Origin of the sequence: Acidovorax sp. 62 (assembly GCF_002754495.1) — a bacterium.
In the GTDB taxonomy this organism is placed as follows: Bacteria; Pseudomonadota; Gammaproteobacteria; order Burkholderiales; family Burkholderiaceae_C; genus Acidovorax.
Genome location: NZ_PEFJ01000001.1, coordinates 3,861,326 through 3,878,260 on the forward strand (window position 1 = coordinate 3,861,326; position 16,935 = coordinate 3,878,260).

The following is a 16,935-nucleotide window of genomic DNA, read 5'->3' on the forward strand; positions in this document are numbered from 1 at the left end:
CCACAGGGCTGAAACACCAGCGCAACGTTCCGCAACAAAAAGTTAATTAATCGATTGATTAAAACATGGTGTAATCCCGCACCATGGTTGCCACCCCTCCCTCGACCCCTGACGCAGCAGATTCCCGCGCACGCCTGCTGGATGCCGCACTGCGCCTGTTTGCAGAGCAAGGCTTTGCCAAGACCTCCATCCGCCAGATTGCCGAAGCGGCGTCGGTCAACACGGCACTGATCAGCTACTACTTTGGCGACAAGAAGGGGCTGTACACCGCGGCCTACAACGAATCCTTTGGCGGGCCGCTGCAGGCCAGCGCCGGGCCCGATGGCCAATCGCTGGACTTGTTTCTGGAGCAGTTCATCACCGGCTTCATGCAGCCCCTGCACCAGGGCAGCCGCATTGAGCTGAGCATGCGGCTGCACTTTCGCGAAATGCTCGACCCCACCGGGCTGTGGCAGCAAGAGCTGGAGTGCGAGATCAAGCCCATGCACGCCGCGATGGTGCAGGTGCTGTGCACCGCCGTGGGCGCGGCCGAGCCCGACGAGGACGTGCACCGGCTGGCGCTGTCCATTGGGGCGCTGCCCATGCAGTACTACGCCCACCGTGACCTGATCCAGCAGGTTTGCCCCAGCCTGGCCGACAGCCCCGAAGGCCTGACCGCCACCACCCACCGACTCATCGACATGGCCCACCACCTGGTGGCCGGCGAGGCCCAGCGGCGGCGCAACGCCGCGATGGCTGCGACTTCCTCCAACCGCCGTGCTTCCACCCGCCGTGCCCCTACCCCTGAAGGAGACTCCCTGTGACGCATTCCGCAACCCGCCACCCAGCCCATAGGCTGTGGCTGGCGCTGCCCATGGTCGTGACACTGGCCGCGCCCCTGACAGCCTGCACCACCACGCGCCCGCCACAGGCCGTGGCACCCGCTACGCCCACCACCTGGCAGGCCCCGCTGCCGCACGACGGGCAGTTGCAGCACCTCACTGACTGGTGGGCCCGCACCCACGACCCGGTGCTGGTGGCGCTGATCACATCGGCCCAGCGCATCAGCCCCAGCCTGGCGCAGGCGCGCAGCCGGGTCGAGCAAGCCCGCGCCACACAGACTACCGCCCGCGCCGCCCTGCTGCCCACGCTGGATGCGCAGGCCAGCGCCAGCCGAGGCGTGACAGCCCCGGTGACCACGCCCGCCACCAGCGCCCAGGCCGGGTTGCAAGCGGGGTGGGAGATCGACCTGTTCGGCGCCAACCAGGCCACGCGCGATGCCGCCACCGAACGCCTGGCCGGTGCCCAGGCCCTGTGGCACGAGGCCCGCGTGAGTGTGGCCGCCGAGGTGGCGCTGCAAGTGAGCAGCCTGCGCACCTGCCTGCAGCAGCTGGATGTGGCCGAGCGCGACGCCCAGTCGCGCGCCGCCACCGCGCGCCTGACCCAAGACAGCCAGCGCGCAGGCTTTACCGCGCCCGCCACCGCCGCCCTGGCCAGCGCCAGCGCGGCCGAGGCCAAGGCCCGCGCCGCCCAGCAGCGCATGCAGTGCGATGTGGACTTCAAAGCCCTGGTGGCGCTGACCGGCGAGCCCGAGCCCGCGCTGCGCAACCAGATCACCACCGCCCCCGTGCCGGGCTTTGACGAAGCCCGCTTCACCATCGCCGCACTGCCTGTGCAGGTGCTGTCGCAGCGGCCCGATGTGTACAACGCCGAGCGCGAAGTGGCCGCAGCCAGTGCCGAGGTGGGCAGCGCCCAGGCCCAGCGCTGGCCGCGCCTGTCGCTCACCGGCACCGTGGGCACCGCCTGGAGCCGGGCGGGGGGCACCACCACCGATCTCAGCACCTGGTCCTTCGGCCCGCTGGCGCTGAGCCTGCCGCTGCTCGACGGTGGCCGCCGTGCAGCCCAGGTGGACGCCGCCCGCGCCCGCTACGACGAAGCCGTGGCGGTGTACCAGGGCCGCGTGCGCCAGGCCGTGAGCGAGGTGGAGCAAGCCCTGGTGCGCCTGCAAAGCACGGACGAGCGTGCCGACAGCGCCCGCGCCGCCGTGCAGGGCTACCGCACCTCGTTCGACGCCACCGAGGCCCGCTGGCGTGGTGGCCTGGCCAGCCTGGTGGAGCTGGAAGACGCCCGCCGCACGCTGCTCGCCGCCCAGACCACGCTGGTGGCCCTGCAGCACGAGCGCCAATCTGCCTGGGTGGCGCTGTACCGCGCGGCCGGAGGTGGCTTTGACGCCGCCCACCCCACAGCCCAGGCAACCCCCACCGCTACGGCGCTCTGAGCACCAAAGCCCCAGCGCTTCACCCCTTTTTTGAAGAAACGGACGATCTCCATGCCCGCATTCAAACTCTCTCCCGTCGCCCTGGCCCTGACGGCCCTGTGCGTGCTGACCGGCGGCGCGGCCCTGCTGCACACCGGCGCCTCGCGCGCGGCCGACAAGCCTGCTGCGGCACAGCCCCGCCCCGCCCTCACGGTGACCACCGCCCAGCCCCAGCGCACCAGCGTGACCCAGCGCCTGTCGGCCAACGGCAACGTGGCTGCCTGGCAAGAAGCCAGCGTGGGCGCTGAAAGCAACGGCCTGCGCCTGACGGCCGTGAACGTGAACGTGGGCGACGTGGTCAAGGCCGGCCAGGTGCTGGCCACCTTTGCGGCCGACACGGTGCAGGCCGATGTGGCCCAGGCCCGCGCCAGCGTGCTCGAAGCCGAGGCCAACGCCGCCGAAGCCGCCGCCAACGCCGAGCGCGCGCGGGGCCTGCAAGCCTCGGGCGCCTTGAGCCAGCAACAGATCCAGCAATACACCACCGCCGAGCAGACCGGCAAGGCCCGCATGGAGGCGGCCCGCGCACAGCTCAACGCGCAGCAGCTGCGGCTGAAATTCACCCAGGTGCTGGCGCCCGACAGCGGTGTCATCTCGGCCCGCACCGCCACCGTGGGTGCGGTGCTGGCGTCAGGCACCGAGCTGTTCCGCATGGTGCGCAAGGGCCGGCTGGAGTGGCGCGCCGAGGTCACGCAGGCCGAGCTGGCACGCATCCGCACGGGCGCCAAGGTGCAGGTCACGGCGGCCAGCGGCGCGGCGGTGGAGGGCACGGTGCGCGTGGTGGCCCCCACCGTGGACACGCAAACACGCAACGCCCTGGTCTACGTGGACTTGCCCGCCAACCCCGACATCCGCGCCGGGATGTTTGCGCGCGGCGACTTTGCGCTGGGCGAGGGCAGCGCCCTCACCGTGCCGCAAGAGGCCGTGGTGGTGCGCGATGGCTTCTTCTACGTGTTTGTGGTGGACGGCCAGCAGCGTGCGCAGCAGCGCAAGGTGCAGCCCGGCCGCCGTGTGGCCGACCGGGTGGAAATCACCACCGGGCTGGACGCGGGCGCCGCCGTGGCTGTGCGGGGCGCAGGCTTTTTGAACGATGGCGATGTGGTGCGCGTGGCCAACGACACCGCAGATTCCAAGCAAAAACAGGCTCTAGCGCCCAATACACAGGCGCAAGCAGCTACTAAATAAGGAGCATTTGCATGAATGTCTCTACCTGGTCGATCAAGAACCCGATACCGGCGCTGATGCTGTTTGTGCTGCTGACCTTCGGCGGCCTGATCGCATTCAACGCCATGAAGGTGCAGAACTTTCCGGACATGGACCTGCCCACCATCTCGGTGACGGTGAGCCTGCCCGGCGCCTCGCCCACGCAACTGGAAAACGATGTAGCCCGCAAGGTCGAAAACAGCATCGCCACGCTGCAGGGCCTCAAGCACATCTACACCAAGGTGCAGGACGGCGGCGCCACCATCACCGCCGAGTTCCGCCTGGAAAAGCCCACGCAAGAGGCGCTGGACGACGTGCGCTCGGCCGTGGCCCGCGTGCGGGCCGACCTGCCCGGCGATGTGCGCGACCCCATCGTCACCAAGATGGACCTGGCCGCACAGGCGGTGCTGGCGTTCACGGTGGCCTCGCCGCGCATGGACGACGAGGCGCTGTCGTGGTTTGTGGACAACGACATTGCCAAGAAGCTGCTCACGGTGCGCGGCGTGGGCGCCGTCAGCCGCGTGGGCGGGGTGGACCGCCAAGTGCATGTGGCGCTGGACCCGCTCAAGCTGCAGGCGCTGGGCGCCACGGCGGCCGATGTGTCGCGCCAGCTGCGCCTGGTGCAAACCGAAAGCGCCGGTGGCCGCACCGACCTGGGCGGCAGCGAGCAACCCGTGCGCACGCTGGCCACAGTGCAGACGGCGCAAGAACTGGCGGGCCTGACCCTGGCTTTGTCTGACGGCCGCCATGTGCGGCTGGACCAGGTGGCCAGCGTGACCGACACCATTGCCGAGCCCCGCGCCATGGCGCTGCTCAACGGCAAGCCGGTGGTGGGGTTTGAAGTCTCGCGCAGCAAGGGCGCCAGCGAAGTGGAAGTGGGCGCGGCCGTGCAGGTGGCACTGGCCGAGCTGCGGGCCGCGCACCCCGATCTGGAGATCACCGAGGCCTTCAACTTTGTGGACCCGGTGCAGGAGGAATACGACGGATCGATGCACCTGCTGTACGAAGGCGCGCTGCTGGCCGTGGTGGTGGTGTGGCTGTTCCTGCGCGACTGGCGCGCCACCTTTGTCTCGGCCGTGGCGCTGCCGCTGTCGGTCATCCCGGCGTTCATCGGCATGCAGTGGCTGGGCTTTTCGATCAACGTGATCTCGCTGCTGGCGCTGTCGCTGGTGGTGGGCATTCTGGTGGACGACGCCATCGTGGAGGTCGAGAACATCGTGCGCCACCTGCGCATGGGCAAGACGCCCTACCAGGCGGCCATGGAGGCGGCCGACGAGATCGGCCTGGCCGTGGTGGCCACCACCTTCACGCTGATTGCGGTGTTTTTGCCCACCGCGTTCATGAGCGGCATTGCGGGCAAGTTCTTCAAGCAGTTTGGCTGGACGGCATCGCTCGCCGTGTTTGCCAGCCTGGTGGTGGCGCGGGTGCTCACGCCCATGATGGCGGCGTACATCCTCAAGCCCATCGTGGGCGAGCACCGCGACCCGCGCTGGATGGGCGTGTACCTGCGCTGGGCGGCTTGGTGCATCAAGCACCGCTGGATCACCTTTGTCGCCACGATTGCCTTCTTTGCCGGGTCGCTCGCGCTCATCCCGCTGCTGCCCACGGGCTTCATCCCACCCGACGACAACTCGCAAACCCAGGTGTACCTGGAACTGCCCCCTGGCGCCACGCTGGCCCAGACCCGCGCTGTGGCCGAAGACGCCCGAGAGCGCGTGGCCGGGGTAGCGCATGTGAAGAGCGTCTACACCACCATCGGCGGCGGCACGGCGGGCTCGGACCCATTTGCGGGCGGCGGCAACGCCGAAACCCGCAAGGCCACGCTGACCATCACACTCGATGCGCGCGGCGATCGCCCGCGCAAGCAGGGCATTGAGGCGGACATCCGCACGGCGCTGGAGAGCCTGCCCGGGGTGCGCACCAAGGTGGGCCTGGGCGGCTCGGGCGAGAAGTACGTGCTGGTGCTCACGGGCGACGACCCGCAGGCGCTGCAAACCGCCGCGCTGGCGGTGGAGAAAGACCTGCGCACCATTCCTGGCCTGGGCAGCATCTCGTCCACGGCCAGCCTGGTGCGCTCGGAAATCGCCGTGCGCCCCGACTTTGCCCGCGCCGCCGACCTGGGCGTGACCAGCAGCGCCATTGCCGAGACCCTGCGCATCGCCACCGTGGGCGACTACGACACGGCCCTGCCCAAGCTCAACCTGGCCTCGCGCCAGGTGCCCATCGTCGTCAAGCTGCAAGACGATGCGCGCAAGGACCTGTCGGTGCTGGAGCGCCTGCCCGTGCCCGGCGCCAAGGGCCCGGTGCTGCTAGGGCAGGTGGCCACGCTGGAGTTCAGCGGCGGCCCCGCCGTGGTGGACCGTTACGACCGCGCCCGCAACGTCAACTTCGAGATCGAGCTCTCGGGCCTGCCGCTGGGCGATGTGACGCAGGCCGTGGCCGCGCTGCCGTCCGTCACCAACCTGCCACCCGGTGTGCGCCAGATCACCATTGGCGACGCCGAGATGATGGGCGAGCTGTTTGCCAGCTTTGGCCTGGCCATGCTCACGGGCGTGCTGTGCATCTACATCGTGCTGGTGCTGCTGTTCAAGGACTTCCTGCACCCGGCCACCATCCTGGTGGCGCTGCCGCTGTCGCTGGGCGGGGCGTTTGTGGGCCTGCTGATTGCGCAAAAGAGCTTCTCGATGCCCTCGCTCATCGGGCTGATCATGCTCATGGGCATTGCCACCAAGAACTCCATCTTGCTGGTGGAGTACGCCATCCTGGCGCGGCGCGAGCACGGCATGACGCGCTTTGAAGCGCTGATCGACGCCTGCCACAAGCGCGCGCGCCCCATCATCATGACCACGCTGGCCATGGGCGCGGGCATGATGCCCATTGCCCTGGGGCTGGGCGCGGCTGACGGAAGCTTCCGCTCGCCCATGGCGGTGGCGGTGATTGGCGGGCTCATCACCTCGACCTTCCTGAGCCTGCTGGTCATTCCGGCGGTGTTCACGGGGGTGGATGACCTGGGGCTGAAGATCGGGCGGCTGTGGCGGCGGCTGAGCACAGGGGGGCGCAGCGACGCTCCCACAGCCCAGTCCACGCAGTGAAACCGCGAACTACCGGGCAAGCCCGGGGGTTTGCCAGCTTTTGGCGGGGTCCGTTGTCTGGATAATGGCCCCAGCCTATGAACCTCGTCGCCATCAATTTCGAATCGGTCCCGCTCGGTGAACCGCTGCCGTTCGCACTGCGTGCGGCCAATGGCGCGCTGCTGGCCCAAAAGGGCTTTGTGGTGCGCAACGCCAGCGAGTTGTCTGAAATCACGGGGCGGGGCATCCAGCTGTGCGTGGACGTGGACGAATCGGGCGAGAGCTACCGCGCCTACGTAGGCCGGCTGCAGCAGATGCTGATGTCGGAGACCTCCCTGGGCGAGTTGGCCGCCGTGAAGATGAGCGGCCCCGCCGCCGCACCGCCCCCCGCCCGCAACCGCGAAGAGCGCGGCCCGCTGGACTGGTCGGAGCTGCAGCTGCGCATGACGCAGGTGCTGCGTGCCCCCAAGGCGTTTGATTTCCGCGAGCGGTTTTTGCAGCTGCACGAGGACCTGTCGCGCCGCTGCGAGCAGGCCCCTGACGCCACGCTGCTGGCGCTGATCTTCTTGTCGGCCCAGGAAACCCGCATGTACAGCAGCACCCATGCCATGCTGGTCAGCTGCATCTGCATGGTGGTGGGCCGCGAAATGCTGCGCTGGCCCCCGGCCAAGGTGCGCCAGCTGGGCGCTGCGGGCCTGAGCATGAACATCGCCATGACCGAGCTGCAAGACCAGCTGGCCCAGCAAACCCAGCCGCTCACCGCACGCCAGATTGCCGCCGTGGAAGACCACGCCAACCGATCGGCCGACCTGCTGGCCGAGCTGGGTGTGCGCGATGCCGTGTGGCTGGAGGCCGTGCGCCACCACCACCACCGCAAGCCCGGCCCGTTCAACGAAAAGACCGAAGGCCAGCAAATGGCCCGCCTCATCCAGCGCGCCGACGTGTTTGGTGCCCGCATCTCCCCCCGCGCAGCCCGCTCGCCCATGCCCGTCACGGCCGCCATGCAGGCCAGCTACTACGACGAGGAAAACAAGGTGGACGAAGCCGGGGGCGCCCTGGTCAAAGGCCTGGGCGTGTACCCGCCCGGCGCCTTTGTGCGCCTGGCCAGCCAGGAGGTGGGCGTGGTGCTGCGCCGCGGCGTGAGCGCCACCACCCCCCGCGTGGCCGTGGTCACCAACCGCCTGGGCATGCCCACGGGCGAACTCATCCCGCGCGACACCTCGCTGGCCCAGTGGAAGATCACCGGCGCCGTGGCCCACAAGGATGTGCGGGTGAAGCTCTCGCTGGAGCGGCTGCTGCCGCTGGTGTAAACCCCCACACCGCAGCGCCCCACGGCGCTCACTGCGCGCCACCGCAGGCGCCAGCGGATCGCCCCACGGGCGATCCCGCACAGGGCATTTTGCTCTTTTTTTCATAGCTGCTAGCGCTTATTCCTATTGCGCTAGAGCGTCTTTTTGTGCCCACCGCACAGCGCCGGGGGCTCGTTCACACCGTCTTACAGATTTCCTGAATCCAATGGCGTGCGCGCCACGTATACCAATCAGTTCAAATTAAAACTGATGTGGACAAAATATGATTAAGTGGTTAAATTGCCAGCAAACCACCTGGGAGCGCCCGATGCCTGCAGCCTTTGCCCGCCGTTTCATCCTGGCCCCGCTGGCCATCGCCTGCGCCACAGGCTGGACCCTTGCCATCCCCCGGCCCGCGCATGCGGCCGATGCACCTGCCAGCGCCACTGCCAGCTCGGTCAACAGCGCATGCCCCGCCACGCTGCAACACACCTATTTGCGCCTGCAAGACGAGAAGCCCCAGTCCCTGTGCCAGTACGCGGGCAAGGTGGTGCTGGTGGTGAACACGGCCAGCTACTGCGGATTTACGGGGCAATACAAGGGTCTGGAGGCGCTGTACAGCCGCTACAAGGACCAGGGGCTGGTGGTGCTGGGCTTTCCGTCCAACGACTTCGCGCAGGAAAAGGCCAGCAACAAAGAGATCGCCGACTTTTGCGAAAACACCTTCGGCGTGAAGTTTCCGATGTTCGCCAAGAGCAGCGTGAAGGGGGCGGACGCATCGCCGCTTTATCGCCAGCTGGCGCAACTGTCGGGCACGGCACCGAAGTGGAACTTCCACAAATACCTGCTCGGGCGCGACGGCAAGCTGGTGGACAACTACTCCAGCATGACCGCACCCGACAGCAAAAGCCTGATCAGTGCCATTGAGCAACAGTTGGCGACCCCAGCCCCCCGCTGAATGGCAATTTTTCTTTACTTTTCTTTAAAAAAAATGCGCGATATGCTCTGGAACTTCTGGAACGAGTCCCCACTCTATCCATGGCAAGAGCGCGGTGAGCGCTCGAACGGTTTAACGTTGCGAAGCCTTTCGGGTCCCTTGGTTCCGACTGACCTCCTGGAGCGCTTCTCCTCCCTCCCTCTCTTATTCGTTTCGGGACGCTTCGCAACTTTTTTATTCGCTGAGTCGACCAGAGGGGGTCGACCATGAAAGTCGCCATCATCGGCTCCGGCATTGCCGGCCTTTCGGTGGCGCACCAGTTGCGCCACCAAGCGCAAGTCACCCTGTTTGAAGCCGGCAGCTACTTTGGCGGCCACACCCACACCGTGGACGTGACCCTGCCCAATGCGGCGGGCCAGCCCGTCACGCACGGCGTGGACACGGGCTTTCTGGTCTTCAACGAACGCACCTATCCGAATCTGATCGCGCTGCTGGCCGAGTTGGGTGTGGCCACGGCCAAGTCAGACATGTCGTTCTCGGTGCAGGTGCCCGGTGCGCGTGGGGGCCAGGTGCTGGAGTGGAGCGGCACCAACCTCTCCACCGTATTTGCCCAGCGCGGCAACCTGCTCAACCCGCGCTTTTGGGGCATGCTGGCCGACCTGCTGCGCTTTAACAAGCTGTGCACCCGCATCGCAGAGGCCAACGCAGAGCAGGCACTCATGCAGCCGCTGGGCGACTTCCTCAAAGAACACCGCTTTGGCGATGCCTTCCGCGACTGGTACTTTTTGCCCATGCTGGGCTGCATCTGGAGCTGCCCGACGGACCAGATGCTGCAGTTCCCGGTGGCGACGATGATCCGCTTTTGCCACAACCACGGCCTCATCCAGGTGGCCAACCGCCCGCAGTGGTGGACGGTGAGCGGCGGTGCACGCAACTATGTGGACAAGATTCTGGCCGGTGTGCCCGACCAGCGCCTGAACACCCCCGTGCGCCGCATCGAGCGCGACACTGCGGGCGTGCGCGTGGTCACCGACCAGGGCACCGAGCACTTCGACCATGTGGTGCTGGCCACGCACTCCGACCAATCCCTGGCCCTGCTGGCCGCGCCCACGCCGCAAGAGCGCGCCGTGCTCGGCGCCATCCGCTACCAGCCCAACCGCGCCGTGCTGCACACCGACACCACGGTGCTGCCGCAGCGCCGCGCCGCCTGGGCCGCCTGGAACTACGAGCGTGCGCAGCAGACGGGCCGTGATAGCAACCGTGAAAGCACCAGCGTGTGCCTGCACTACCTCATCAACCAGCTGCAGCCCGTGCCCTTTGCGCAGCCAGTGGTGGTGTCGCTCAACCCGGTGCGCAGCATCAACCCGCGCCAGATCGTGGGCGAGTACGAATACGCCCACCCTGTGTTTGACCTGGGCGCCATTGCCGCGCAGCAGCAGGTGCCCGCGCTGCAAGGCCAGCACAACACCTGGTTCTGCGGCGCTTGGACGGGCTACGGCTTCCACGAAGACGGCCTCAAGTCTGGCCTGGCCGTGGCGCGCCAACTGGCGCCGCTGCTGCAAGCACCCCAAAGGCTGGCCGCATGACCACCGAGCCCCGCGCCACCACCAAGGCCGAGCCCCTGCTGGGCTTTGGCCAGGTGCGCCACACCCGGCTGCGCCCGCGCAGGCATGCGTTTGCCTACGGCACGTTCTTCCTGATGCTGCCCATGCGCACACTGGCGCAAGGTGAGCGGGATAGCGCGCTGGCCGTGAACCGGCGCGGTGCCATCAGCTTCCACGACGTGGACCATGGCGATGGCCGCAGCGCCGAGCAAGGCGGCGCCCTGGCGTGGCTGGACGGCCTGCTGCAGGCCGAAGGCATCGCCGACGCCACGGGCGAGGTGTGGCTGCACACCTACCCGCGCGTGCTGGGCTACACCTTCAAGCCGGTGAGCTTTTGGTACTGCCACCGCAGCGACGGTAGCCTGCGCGCCATTCTGGTGGAGGTGAACAACACCTTTGGCGAGCGCCATTGCTATTTGCTCGATGCCCCGCAGTACGGCGTGGAGCAGCAGGCGCGCAAGGTGTTCCATGTGTCGCCATTTTGCGAGGTGGCGGGCGGCTACCGCTTTCGCTTCATGCGCACCGCACCCGGCGCGCAGGACGCAGGCCGCACCGTGGTGCGCATTGACTACGACGACGCCAGCGGCCCCCTCATCCAGACCAGCGTGAGCGGCACCCTGCAACCCGCCACGGCCCACACCCTGCGCCAGGCGCTGTGGGGCTACCCGGCCATGACGCTGGCCATCATCGCCCGCATCCACTGGCATGCGCTGCAGCTGTGGCTCAAGCGCGTGCGCTTTCACCGCAAGCCTGAGGCACCTGCCTCGATCGTGACCCGTTGACCTGCTGACCGGCCCACTGCACCGACCTGCGAGACCACCACCATGAACTCCACCACCGCACCCCGTTCTGCCCTGGCCTTGCCCGCTGGCACGCCCGCTGCCGCGCGCACCGCTTTGCAATTGCTGCAGCGCCTGCAGCATGGTCACCTCACGGTGCAGCTGCCCGACGGCACGCAGCGGCACTTTGGCCAAGGCGGCGGCCCCTCGGCGGCCATTGCCTTCAAGAACTGGAACGTGTGCAGCGCGGCTCTGAAGTCCGGCGACATCGGCTTTGCCGAAAGCTACATCGCTGGCGACTGGACCACACCGCACCTCACCGACCTGCTCAAGCTCTTCATCGCCAACCGGCAGCAGGTCGAAGGTGTGATCTACGGCACCTGGGCCGGGCGGCTGCTGTACCGCATCAAGCACCTGCTCAACCGCAACACCAAGGTCAACAGCCAGAAGAACATCCACGCGCATTACGACCTGGGCAATGCGTTTTATGAGCTGTGGCTGGACGACACGATGAACTACTCGTCCGCCTGGTTTGAAGGCGATGCAGGCGGCGACATGCGCACCGCACAGCACGCCAAGGTGCGCCGCGCGCTGCGCATGGCAGGCGTGCAGCCAGGCGACCGGGTGCTGGAGATTGGCTGCGGCTGGGGCGCGCTGGCCGAGATGGCCACCACCGAATTTGGCGCCACGCTGGCGGGCGTGACGCTGTCCACCGAGCAACTCGCCTTCGCCCAAAAGCGCATGGCGCAGCACGGCGTAGCGGGCCAGGCCGACCTGCGGCTGCAGGACTACCGCGACATCCACGACGGCCCGTACGACGCCATCTGCTCCATCGAAATGGTGGAAGCCGTGGGGCGCGAATACTGGCCCACCTACTTCGCCTCCATCAAGCGCCTGCTCAAGCCCGGCGGCAAGGCCTGCATCCAGAGCATCGTGATCGACGACGGGCTGTTCAAGCGCTACATCAGCTCCACCGATTTCATCCAGCAGTACATCTTCCCCGGCGGCTGCCTGCCGTGCCCGCGCGAGTTCCGCCGCGAGGCCGAGGCCGCAGGCCTGCGCGTGGTGGACGAATTTGCCTTTGGCCAGGACTACGCCGAAACCCTCAAGCGCTGGCGCGAGCGCTTTATGGCGCAGCGCACCGACATCCTGAAGCTGGGCTTTGACGAGCGCTTCATGCACATCTGGGAGTTCTATCTGGCCTACTGCGAAGCCGCGTTCGCCATGCAGAACATCGACCTCGTGCAATACACGCTGGTGAACGACAGCGTGGCCTGAAAGCACTTTGCCGCAAGGTCAATCACTATGAAAAAGATAGCTGCTTGCGCTTTATTGGCGTGCACTACAGCCATTTTTTACACCAACCCTGCTAGCGCGCAGGGCAGTGACGCCACGCCCCTCCCCGGCACCGTGCTGGCAGGCCAGGGCACCATGCGTTTTTTTGGCCTGGAGGTGTACCAAGCCCGGCTGTGGGTGAGCCCCGGCTTTGCACCCGAGCGCTATGCCGACCAGCCGCTGGCGCTGGCACTGACCTACCAGCGCAACTTCACCGCGCAGGCGATTGCCAAGCGCTCCATCGAAGAGATGCGGCGCGTGGCCCCGTTCGGCCCCGAGCAGGCCGATCGCTGGCAAACCGCGCTGCAGGCCGCCCTGCCCGATGTGAAGCCGGGTGACACCCTCACCGGCATCTACCAGCCTGGCAACGGCGCCACCTTCCGCCTGGGGCCGCGTGTGGTGGGCGAGGTGGCCGACCCTGAATTTGCCCGCCTGTTCTTCGGCATCTGGCTCTCGCCCAACACGTCTGAGCCCGCACTGCGCCAGGCGCTGCTGGCCGCACGCACGCAGGCCCGCCCATGACCGCCTCCTTGAACCCAGCCCTGCGCCCCACCCAGGGCCTGGCCTATGGCCTGCTCGGCTTGCCCCTGGCCTTTGTCGCGCTGCCGCTGTACGTGCTGCTGCCCAACCACTACGCCCGCAGCTTTGGCATGCCGCTGGCCACGCTGGGCGCCCTGCTGCTGGCCGCGCGCTTGTTGGACGCCGCCACCGACCCGCTACTGGGCCGCTGGAGCGACCGGCTGTTCGGCCGCTCGGCCCGTGCCGTGCTGGCGGTGGGTGCGGGCTCTGCCGTGCTGCTGGCGCTGGGGCTGGCGGCGCTGTTCTTTCCGCAGGTCAAGGGCGCACACGCACTGCAGGGCTGGGCGCTGGTGTGCCTGCTCATCACCTACCTGGCCTACAGCCAACTCAGCATTGCCCACCAGTCGTGGGGGGCGCGGCTGGGGGGCGATGAGCTGCAACGCGGCCGCATCGTGGCCTGGCGCGAAGGCGCAGCCCTGGTGGGCGTGGTGCTGGCATCGCTGCTGCCCGCGCTGGCAGGCCTGCCCGCCATGCTGGGCGTGTTTGCCGCAGCCTTGGCCCTGGGCTGGTGGGCCTGGGCGCTGGCCCCGCGCCCGGCCAGCGTGCAGGCGGTGCCCGGTGTGTACCACCCACCCCCATCCACCAGCCTGTGGCGCCCCTGGGGGCGGCCCGCCTTCAGGCGGCTGCTGGCGGTGTTCATGCTCAACGGCATTGCCAGCGCCATACCGGCCACGCTGGTGCTGTTCTTCGTACAAGACCGGCTGCAAGCCCCGGCGGCGCAAGAGCCGCTGTTTTTGGGCGCGTACTTTGTGTGTGCGGCGCTGTCGATACCGCTGTGGCTGCGGGCCGTGGGGCGCTTTGGCCTGGCGCGCACCTGGCTGGCGGGCATGCTGCTGGCCGTGGCGGTGTTTGCCTGGACGGCCGCCCTGGGCGCCGGTGATGCGCTGGCGTTTGTGGCGGTGTGCGCCCTCTCGGGCGTGGCGCTGGGCACCGACCTGGCCCTGCCCAGCGCACTGCTGGCGGGCGTGATTGCCCAGGAGGGCGACAGCGGCCAGCACGAGGGCGCCTACTTTGGCTGGTGGAACTTTGCCACCAAGCTCAACCTGGCCCTGGCCCCTGGGCTGGCCCTGCCCCTGCTGGGCGCGCTGGGCTACACCCCCGGCACCCGCAGCGAATCAGGCCTGCAGATGCTGGGCCTGGCGTATGCCGTGCTGCCCTGCGTGCTGAAGCTGGCCGCAGCGGCTGCGCTGTACCAGCTGGTGGTGCGCCGCACCGCGCCTGCCCATTGATCCGCGCCTGCCCATTGATCCGCGCCTGCCCCTTGATTCCACTGGCCGCTGTCTGAACCCGAGCCCCCACACCGCAACCCGAGGCACCCTCACCATGATTCCACGCCGCACCCTTTTGGCCGCTGCCGCCGCCACGCCGCTGGCCGCCCTCACAGGCTGTGCCAGCCAGAACCTGGCGGGGTATGCCAGCGAAAAGCCTGTGCTCGACCTGGCGCAGTATTTCAACGGCACCATCGACGCCTACGGCATCTTCCAGGGCCGCAGCGGGCAAATCGCCAAGCGCTTCACCGTGGTGATGGAGTGCCGCTGGACGGGCAACGAAGGCGTGCTGGACGAGGCCTTCACCTATTCAGACGGCACCACGCAGCGGCGCATCTGGCGGCTGACCAAGCATGCCGACGGCCGCTACACCGGCACCGCCGACGATGTGGTGGGCACGGCCAACGGGCAGACGCAGGGCAACGCCTTTCGCTGGAACTACACGCTGGCCCTGCCGGTGGATGGCACCGTCTACCACGTGGGCCTGGACGACTGGATGTACCTGATCGACGACCGCGTGATGCTCAACCGCGCCACCATGAGCAAACTGGGCGTGCGGCTGGGCGAGATCACGCTGTCGTTCACCAAGCGCACGCCATGAGCGCCCTGTTGCACTGGCCCGCGAGCCTGAATCCTCCCATCCCCCACTGGCAGGGGCGGCGTGTGTGGCTGGTGGGCGCCTCCAGCGGCATTGGGCGCGCTACGGCGGCGCTGCTGCATGCGCGCGGGGCGCAAGTCATCGTGTCGGCCCGCAACGCGCAGGCCCTGCAGGACTTTGTGGCCGCACACCCCGGCAGCCAAGCCGTGCCGCTGGACACGGCCGATGCAGCGCAGGTGCAAGCGGTGGCCCGGCAGGTGCTGGCCACCGGGGCGCTGGACCTGGTGTGCTACTGCGCGGGCCACTACCGCGACATGCGCGCCACCGAGTTCGACCTGACCGAGGCCCTGCGCCATGAGGAAGTGAACTACACCGGCGCCCTGCGCGTGCTGGCCGGGGTGCTGCCTGCCATGCTGGCATCGGCCCAGGCCGGGCGGCCGGGGCACTTGAGCGTGATCAGCAGCGTGGCGGGCTTTCGCGGCCTGCCCAAGAGCCTGGCCTATGGGCCCACCAAGGCCGCGCTCATCAACCTGGCCGAGGCGCTGTACCTGGACCTGCACGCCCTGGGCATGGGCGTGAGCGTTATCAACCCCGGCTTTGTGGCCACGCCGCTCACGGCGGGCAACGACTTCACCATGCCCGCCCTCATCACGCCCGAGGCGGCGGCGGCGGCCATCGTGCGTGGCTGGGAGCGGGGCGAGTTCGACATCCACTTCCCCAAGCGCTTCACCCGCGTGATGAAGCTGCTGCGCCTGCTGCCGTACCGGTGGTACTTTCCAGCGGTGCGCCGTTTTACCGGTTTGTGATTGACTGGTTTGTGAAAGACACCATGCCCACCCCTACATCGACAAACCCTGCCGCAGCCCCCTCCACCGAGGAGGCGGTCACCCGCGTGATCGCCTTCTTTGAGGCGCTGTCCCCCGCCGACATCGCGCGCATGGACAGCTTCTATGCGGTCGACGCGCGGTTCAAAGACCCGTTTAACAACGTGCAAGGGGTGCCGGCCATTCAGCACATCTTTGGGCACATGTTCGTGGCACTGCAGCAGCCGCGCTTTGTCGTCACCGGCCGCGTGGTGCAGGGCCAGCAGTGCTTTTTGACCTGGGATTTCCTGTTCGCCTTCAAGAGCTTTGACAAGGGCGTGACACAGACCGTGCACGGCGCATCCCATCTGGTGCTGGACGATGCCGGGCGCATCTCCCTGCACCGCGACTATTGGGATGCCGCCGAGGAGCTGTACGAAAAGCTGCCCGTGGTGGGCGGTTTGATGCGCTGGCTCAAGCGGCGGGCAAACAGCCAATGATGGGGCCGGTACGAGCCTGAACGGACTTTTCAAGTTCAAGGATGCCGACTCCCTCCATTGACTGGGGGAGGGACTCAACGCGATTAAGAGCGGATAACAAAACCCAGCGCAGCGGTTCTGGCTAGGCGCCGCGTCGCAGGCAGTACGCGTAGTACGACAAGACGCGGCAACGACGCCAGAAGGGTTTTGTTAGCCGCTCTAAGTGGCTTTGGCGAGCTTGCGCACCAGGTAGTGCAGCGCCATCTCATAGCCCTGGATGCCCAGGCCCGCGATCACGCCGTCGGCAATGCCCGAGATGTAGGAGTGGTGGCGGAACTCCTCGCGCTTGTGCACGTTGCTGATGTGCACCTCCACCACCGGCAGGGCGACACCGGCCAGCGCATCGCGCAGGGCCACGCTGGTGTGGGTGAGGCCCCCGGGGTTGATGACGATGCCGCGTGTGCCGTCCAGGCGCGCAGCGTGGATGCGGTCGATGAGGTGGCCCTCGTGGTTGCTTTGGAAGCAAGTGGCCGTGGTGCCCAGCTTGGCGGCTTCGGCCACAAAGTGGCGCTCGACATCGGCCAGGGTGTCTGCGCCGTAGATCTGCGGTTCGCGCGTGCCCAGCAGGTTCAGGTTGGGGCCGTTCAAAAGAAGAATGCTCATGGCGGTGTGAATCAGGGTGTGGGGGAATGGGTGA

At 67.6% G+C, this 16,935-nt stretch carries 15 protein-coding genes; 14 read left to right on the top strand and 1 reads right to left on the bottom strand.

What is annotated here, in order from left to right:
- The first annotated feature begins 83 nt into the window (after positions 1-83).
- The 14 genes from CLU86_RS17240 (at position 84) to CLU86_RS17305 (ending at position 16,259) form a co-directional block, all read left to right on the top strand.
- Positions 84-803 (top strand): CerR family C-terminal domain-containing protein, encoded by a 720-nt coding sequence (locus CLU86_RS17240; RefSeq protein WP_099742464.1) that lies wholly within the window; start codon positions 84-86, stop codon positions 801-803.
- A gap of 50 nt (positions 804-853) precedes the next feature.
- A complete protein-coding gene (locus CLU86_RS17245; protein WP_099742465.1) occupies positions 854-2,257 on the top strand; it encodes an efflux transporter outer membrane subunit in 1,404 nt (467 codons plus the stop codon).
- 51 nt (positions 2,258-2,308) lie between these two features.
- Positions 2,309-3,478 (top strand): efflux RND transporter periplasmic adaptor subunit, encoded by a 1,170-nt coding sequence (locus CLU86_RS17250; RefSeq protein ID WP_099742466.1) that lies wholly within the window; start codon positions 2,309-2,311, stop codon positions 3,476-3,478.
- Positions 3,479-3,489: 11 nt separating this feature from the next.
- Entirely contained in the window at positions 3,490-6,588 is a 3,099-nt protein-coding gene (locus CLU86_RS17255) for an efflux RND transporter permease subunit (RefSeq protein ID WP_099742467.1), read from the top strand.
- 77 nt (positions 6,589-6,665) lie between these two features.
- On the top strand, positions 6,666-7,877 hold the full coding sequence (locus CLU86_RS17260; RefSeq protein WP_099657183.1) for an HD-GYP domain-containing protein: 1,212 nt from the start codon (positions 6,666-6,668) through the stop codon (positions 7,875-7,877).
- Between the two features lie 307 nt (positions 7,878-8,184).
- The gene (locus tag CLU86_RS17265; protein WP_099742468.1) at positions 8,185-8,814 is read left to right on the top strand and encodes a glutathione peroxidase; all 630 of its coding nucleotides are present in this window, start codon (positions 8,185-8,187) and stop codon (positions 8,812-8,814) included.
- 245 nt (positions 8,815-9,059) lie between these two features.
- A complete protein-coding gene (locus CLU86_RS17270; protein WP_099742469.1) occupies positions 9,060-10,379 on the top strand; it encodes an NAD(P)/FAD-dependent oxidoreductase in 1,320 nt (439 codons plus the stop codon).
- Entirely contained in the window at positions 10,376-11,179 is an 804-nt protein-coding gene (locus tag CLU86_RS17275; protein ID WP_099742470.1) for a DUF1365 domain-containing protein, read from the top strand. The genes CLU86_RS17270 and CLU86_RS17275 overlap by 4 nt, the downstream gene beginning before the upstream one ends.
- A gap of 42 nt (positions 11,180-11,221) precedes the next feature.
- Complete coding sequence (locus CLU86_RS17280; protein WP_099742471.1) at positions 11,222-12,454, top strand: cyclopropane-fatty-acyl-phospholipid synthase family protein; 1,233 nt, start codon at positions 11,222-11,224, stop codon at positions 12,452-12,454.
- 27 nt (positions 12,455-12,481) lie between these two features.
- Positions 12,482-13,033 (top strand): chalcone isomerase family protein, encoded by a 552-nt coding sequence (locus CLU86_RS17285; RefSeq protein WP_099742472.1) that lies wholly within the window; start codon positions 12,482-12,484, stop codon positions 13,031-13,033.
- Entirely contained in the window at positions 13,030-14,319 is a 1,290-nt protein-coding gene (locus CLU86_RS17290) for an MFS transporter (protein ID WP_099742473.1), read from the top strand. The genes CLU86_RS17285 and CLU86_RS17290 overlap by 4 nt, the downstream gene beginning before the upstream one ends.
- Before the next feature lie 94 nt (positions 14,320-14,413).
- Complete coding sequence (locus CLU86_RS17295; RefSeq protein WP_099742474.1) at positions 14,414-14,959, top strand: DUF3833 domain-containing protein; 546 nt, start codon at positions 14,414-14,416, stop codon at positions 14,957-14,959.
- Positions 14,956-15,762: an SDR family oxidoreductase gene (locus CLU86_RS17300; RefSeq protein ID WP_099742475.1), complete on the top strand. Its 807-nt coding sequence runs from the start codon at positions 14,956-14,958 to the stop codon at positions 15,760-15,762. Before CLU86_RS17295 ends, CLU86_RS17300 begins: the two co-directional genes overlap by 4 nt.
- Before the next feature lie 23 nt (positions 15,763-15,785).
- The gene (locus CLU86_RS17305; protein WP_099743663.1) at positions 15,786-16,259 is read left to right on the top strand and encodes a nuclear transport factor 2 family protein; all 474 of its coding nucleotides are present in this window, start codon (positions 15,786-15,788) and stop codon (positions 16,257-16,259) included.
- Between the two features lie 198 nt (positions 16,260-16,457).
- Here CLU86_RS17305 and aroQ read toward each other — a convergent pair whose 3' ends face one another.
- Complete coding sequence (gene aroQ, locus CLU86_RS17310; protein ID WP_099742476.1) at positions 16,458-16,901, bottom strand: type II 3-dehydroquinate dehydratase; 444 nt, start codon at positions 16,899-16,901, stop codon at positions 16,458-16,460.
- Positions 16,902-16,935: the final 34 nt, after the last annotated feature.

What these genes read in the sequence shown, in the direction of transcription:
- CLU86_RS17240 (WP_099742464.1), top strand. Translation starts at nt 84, where the DNA reads ATGGTTGCCACCCCTCCCTCGACCCCTGACGCAGCAGATTCCCGCGCA.
- CLU86_RS17245 (WP_099742465.1), top strand. Translation starts at nt 854, where the DNA reads ATGGTCGTGACACTGGCCGCGCCCCTGACAGCCTGCACCACCACGCGC.
- CLU86_RS17250 (WP_099742466.1), top strand. Translation starts at nt 2,309, where the DNA reads ATGCCCGCATTCAAACTCTCTCCCGTCGCCCTGGCCCTGACGGCCCTG.
- CLU86_RS17255 (WP_099742467.1), top strand. Translation starts at nt 3,490, where the DNA reads ATGAATGTCTCTACCTGGTCGATCAAGAACCCGATACCGGCGCTGATG.
- CLU86_RS17260 (WP_099657183.1), top strand. Translation starts at nt 6,666, where the DNA reads ATGAACCTCGTCGCCATCAATTTCGAATCGGTCCCGCTCGGTGAACCG.
- CLU86_RS17265 (WP_099742468.1), top strand. Translation starts at nt 8,185, where the DNA reads ATGCCTGCAGCCTTTGCCCGCCGTTTCATCCTGGCCCCGCTGGCCATC.
- CLU86_RS17270 (WP_099742469.1), top strand. Translation starts at nt 9,060, where the DNA reads ATGAAAGTCGCCATCATCGGCTCCGGCATTGCCGGCCTTTCGGTGGCG.
- CLU86_RS17275 (WP_099742470.1), top strand. Translation starts at nt 10,376, where the DNA reads ATGACCACCGAGCCCCGCGCCACCACCAAGGCCGAGCCCCTGCTGGGC.
- CLU86_RS17280 (WP_099742471.1), top strand. Translation starts at nt 11,222, where the DNA reads ATGAACTCCACCACCGCACCCCGTTCTGCCCTGGCCTTGCCCGCTGGC.
- CLU86_RS17285 (WP_099742472.1), top strand. Translation starts at nt 12,482, where the DNA reads ATGAAAAAGATAGCTGCTTGCGCTTTATTGGCGTGCACTACAGCCATT.
- CLU86_RS17290 (WP_099742473.1), top strand. Translation starts at nt 13,030, where the DNA reads ATGACCGCCTCCTTGAACCCAGCCCTGCGCCCCACCCAGGGCCTGGCC.
- CLU86_RS17295 (WP_099742474.1), top strand. Translation starts at nt 14,414, where the DNA reads ATGATTCCACGCCGCACCCTTTTGGCCGCTGCCGCCGCCACGCCGCTG.
- CLU86_RS17300 (WP_099742475.1), top strand. Translation starts at nt 14,956, where the DNA reads ATGAGCGCCCTGTTGCACTGGCCCGCGAGCCTGAATCCTCCCATCCCC.
- CLU86_RS17305 (WP_099743663.1), top strand. Translation starts at nt 15,786, where the DNA reads ATGCCCACCCCTACATCGACAAACCCTGCCGCAGCCCCCTCCACCGAG.
- aroQ (WP_099742476.1), bottom strand. Translation starts at nt 16,901, where the DNA reads ATGAGCATTCTTCTTTTGAACGGCCCCAACCTGAACCTGCTGGGCACG.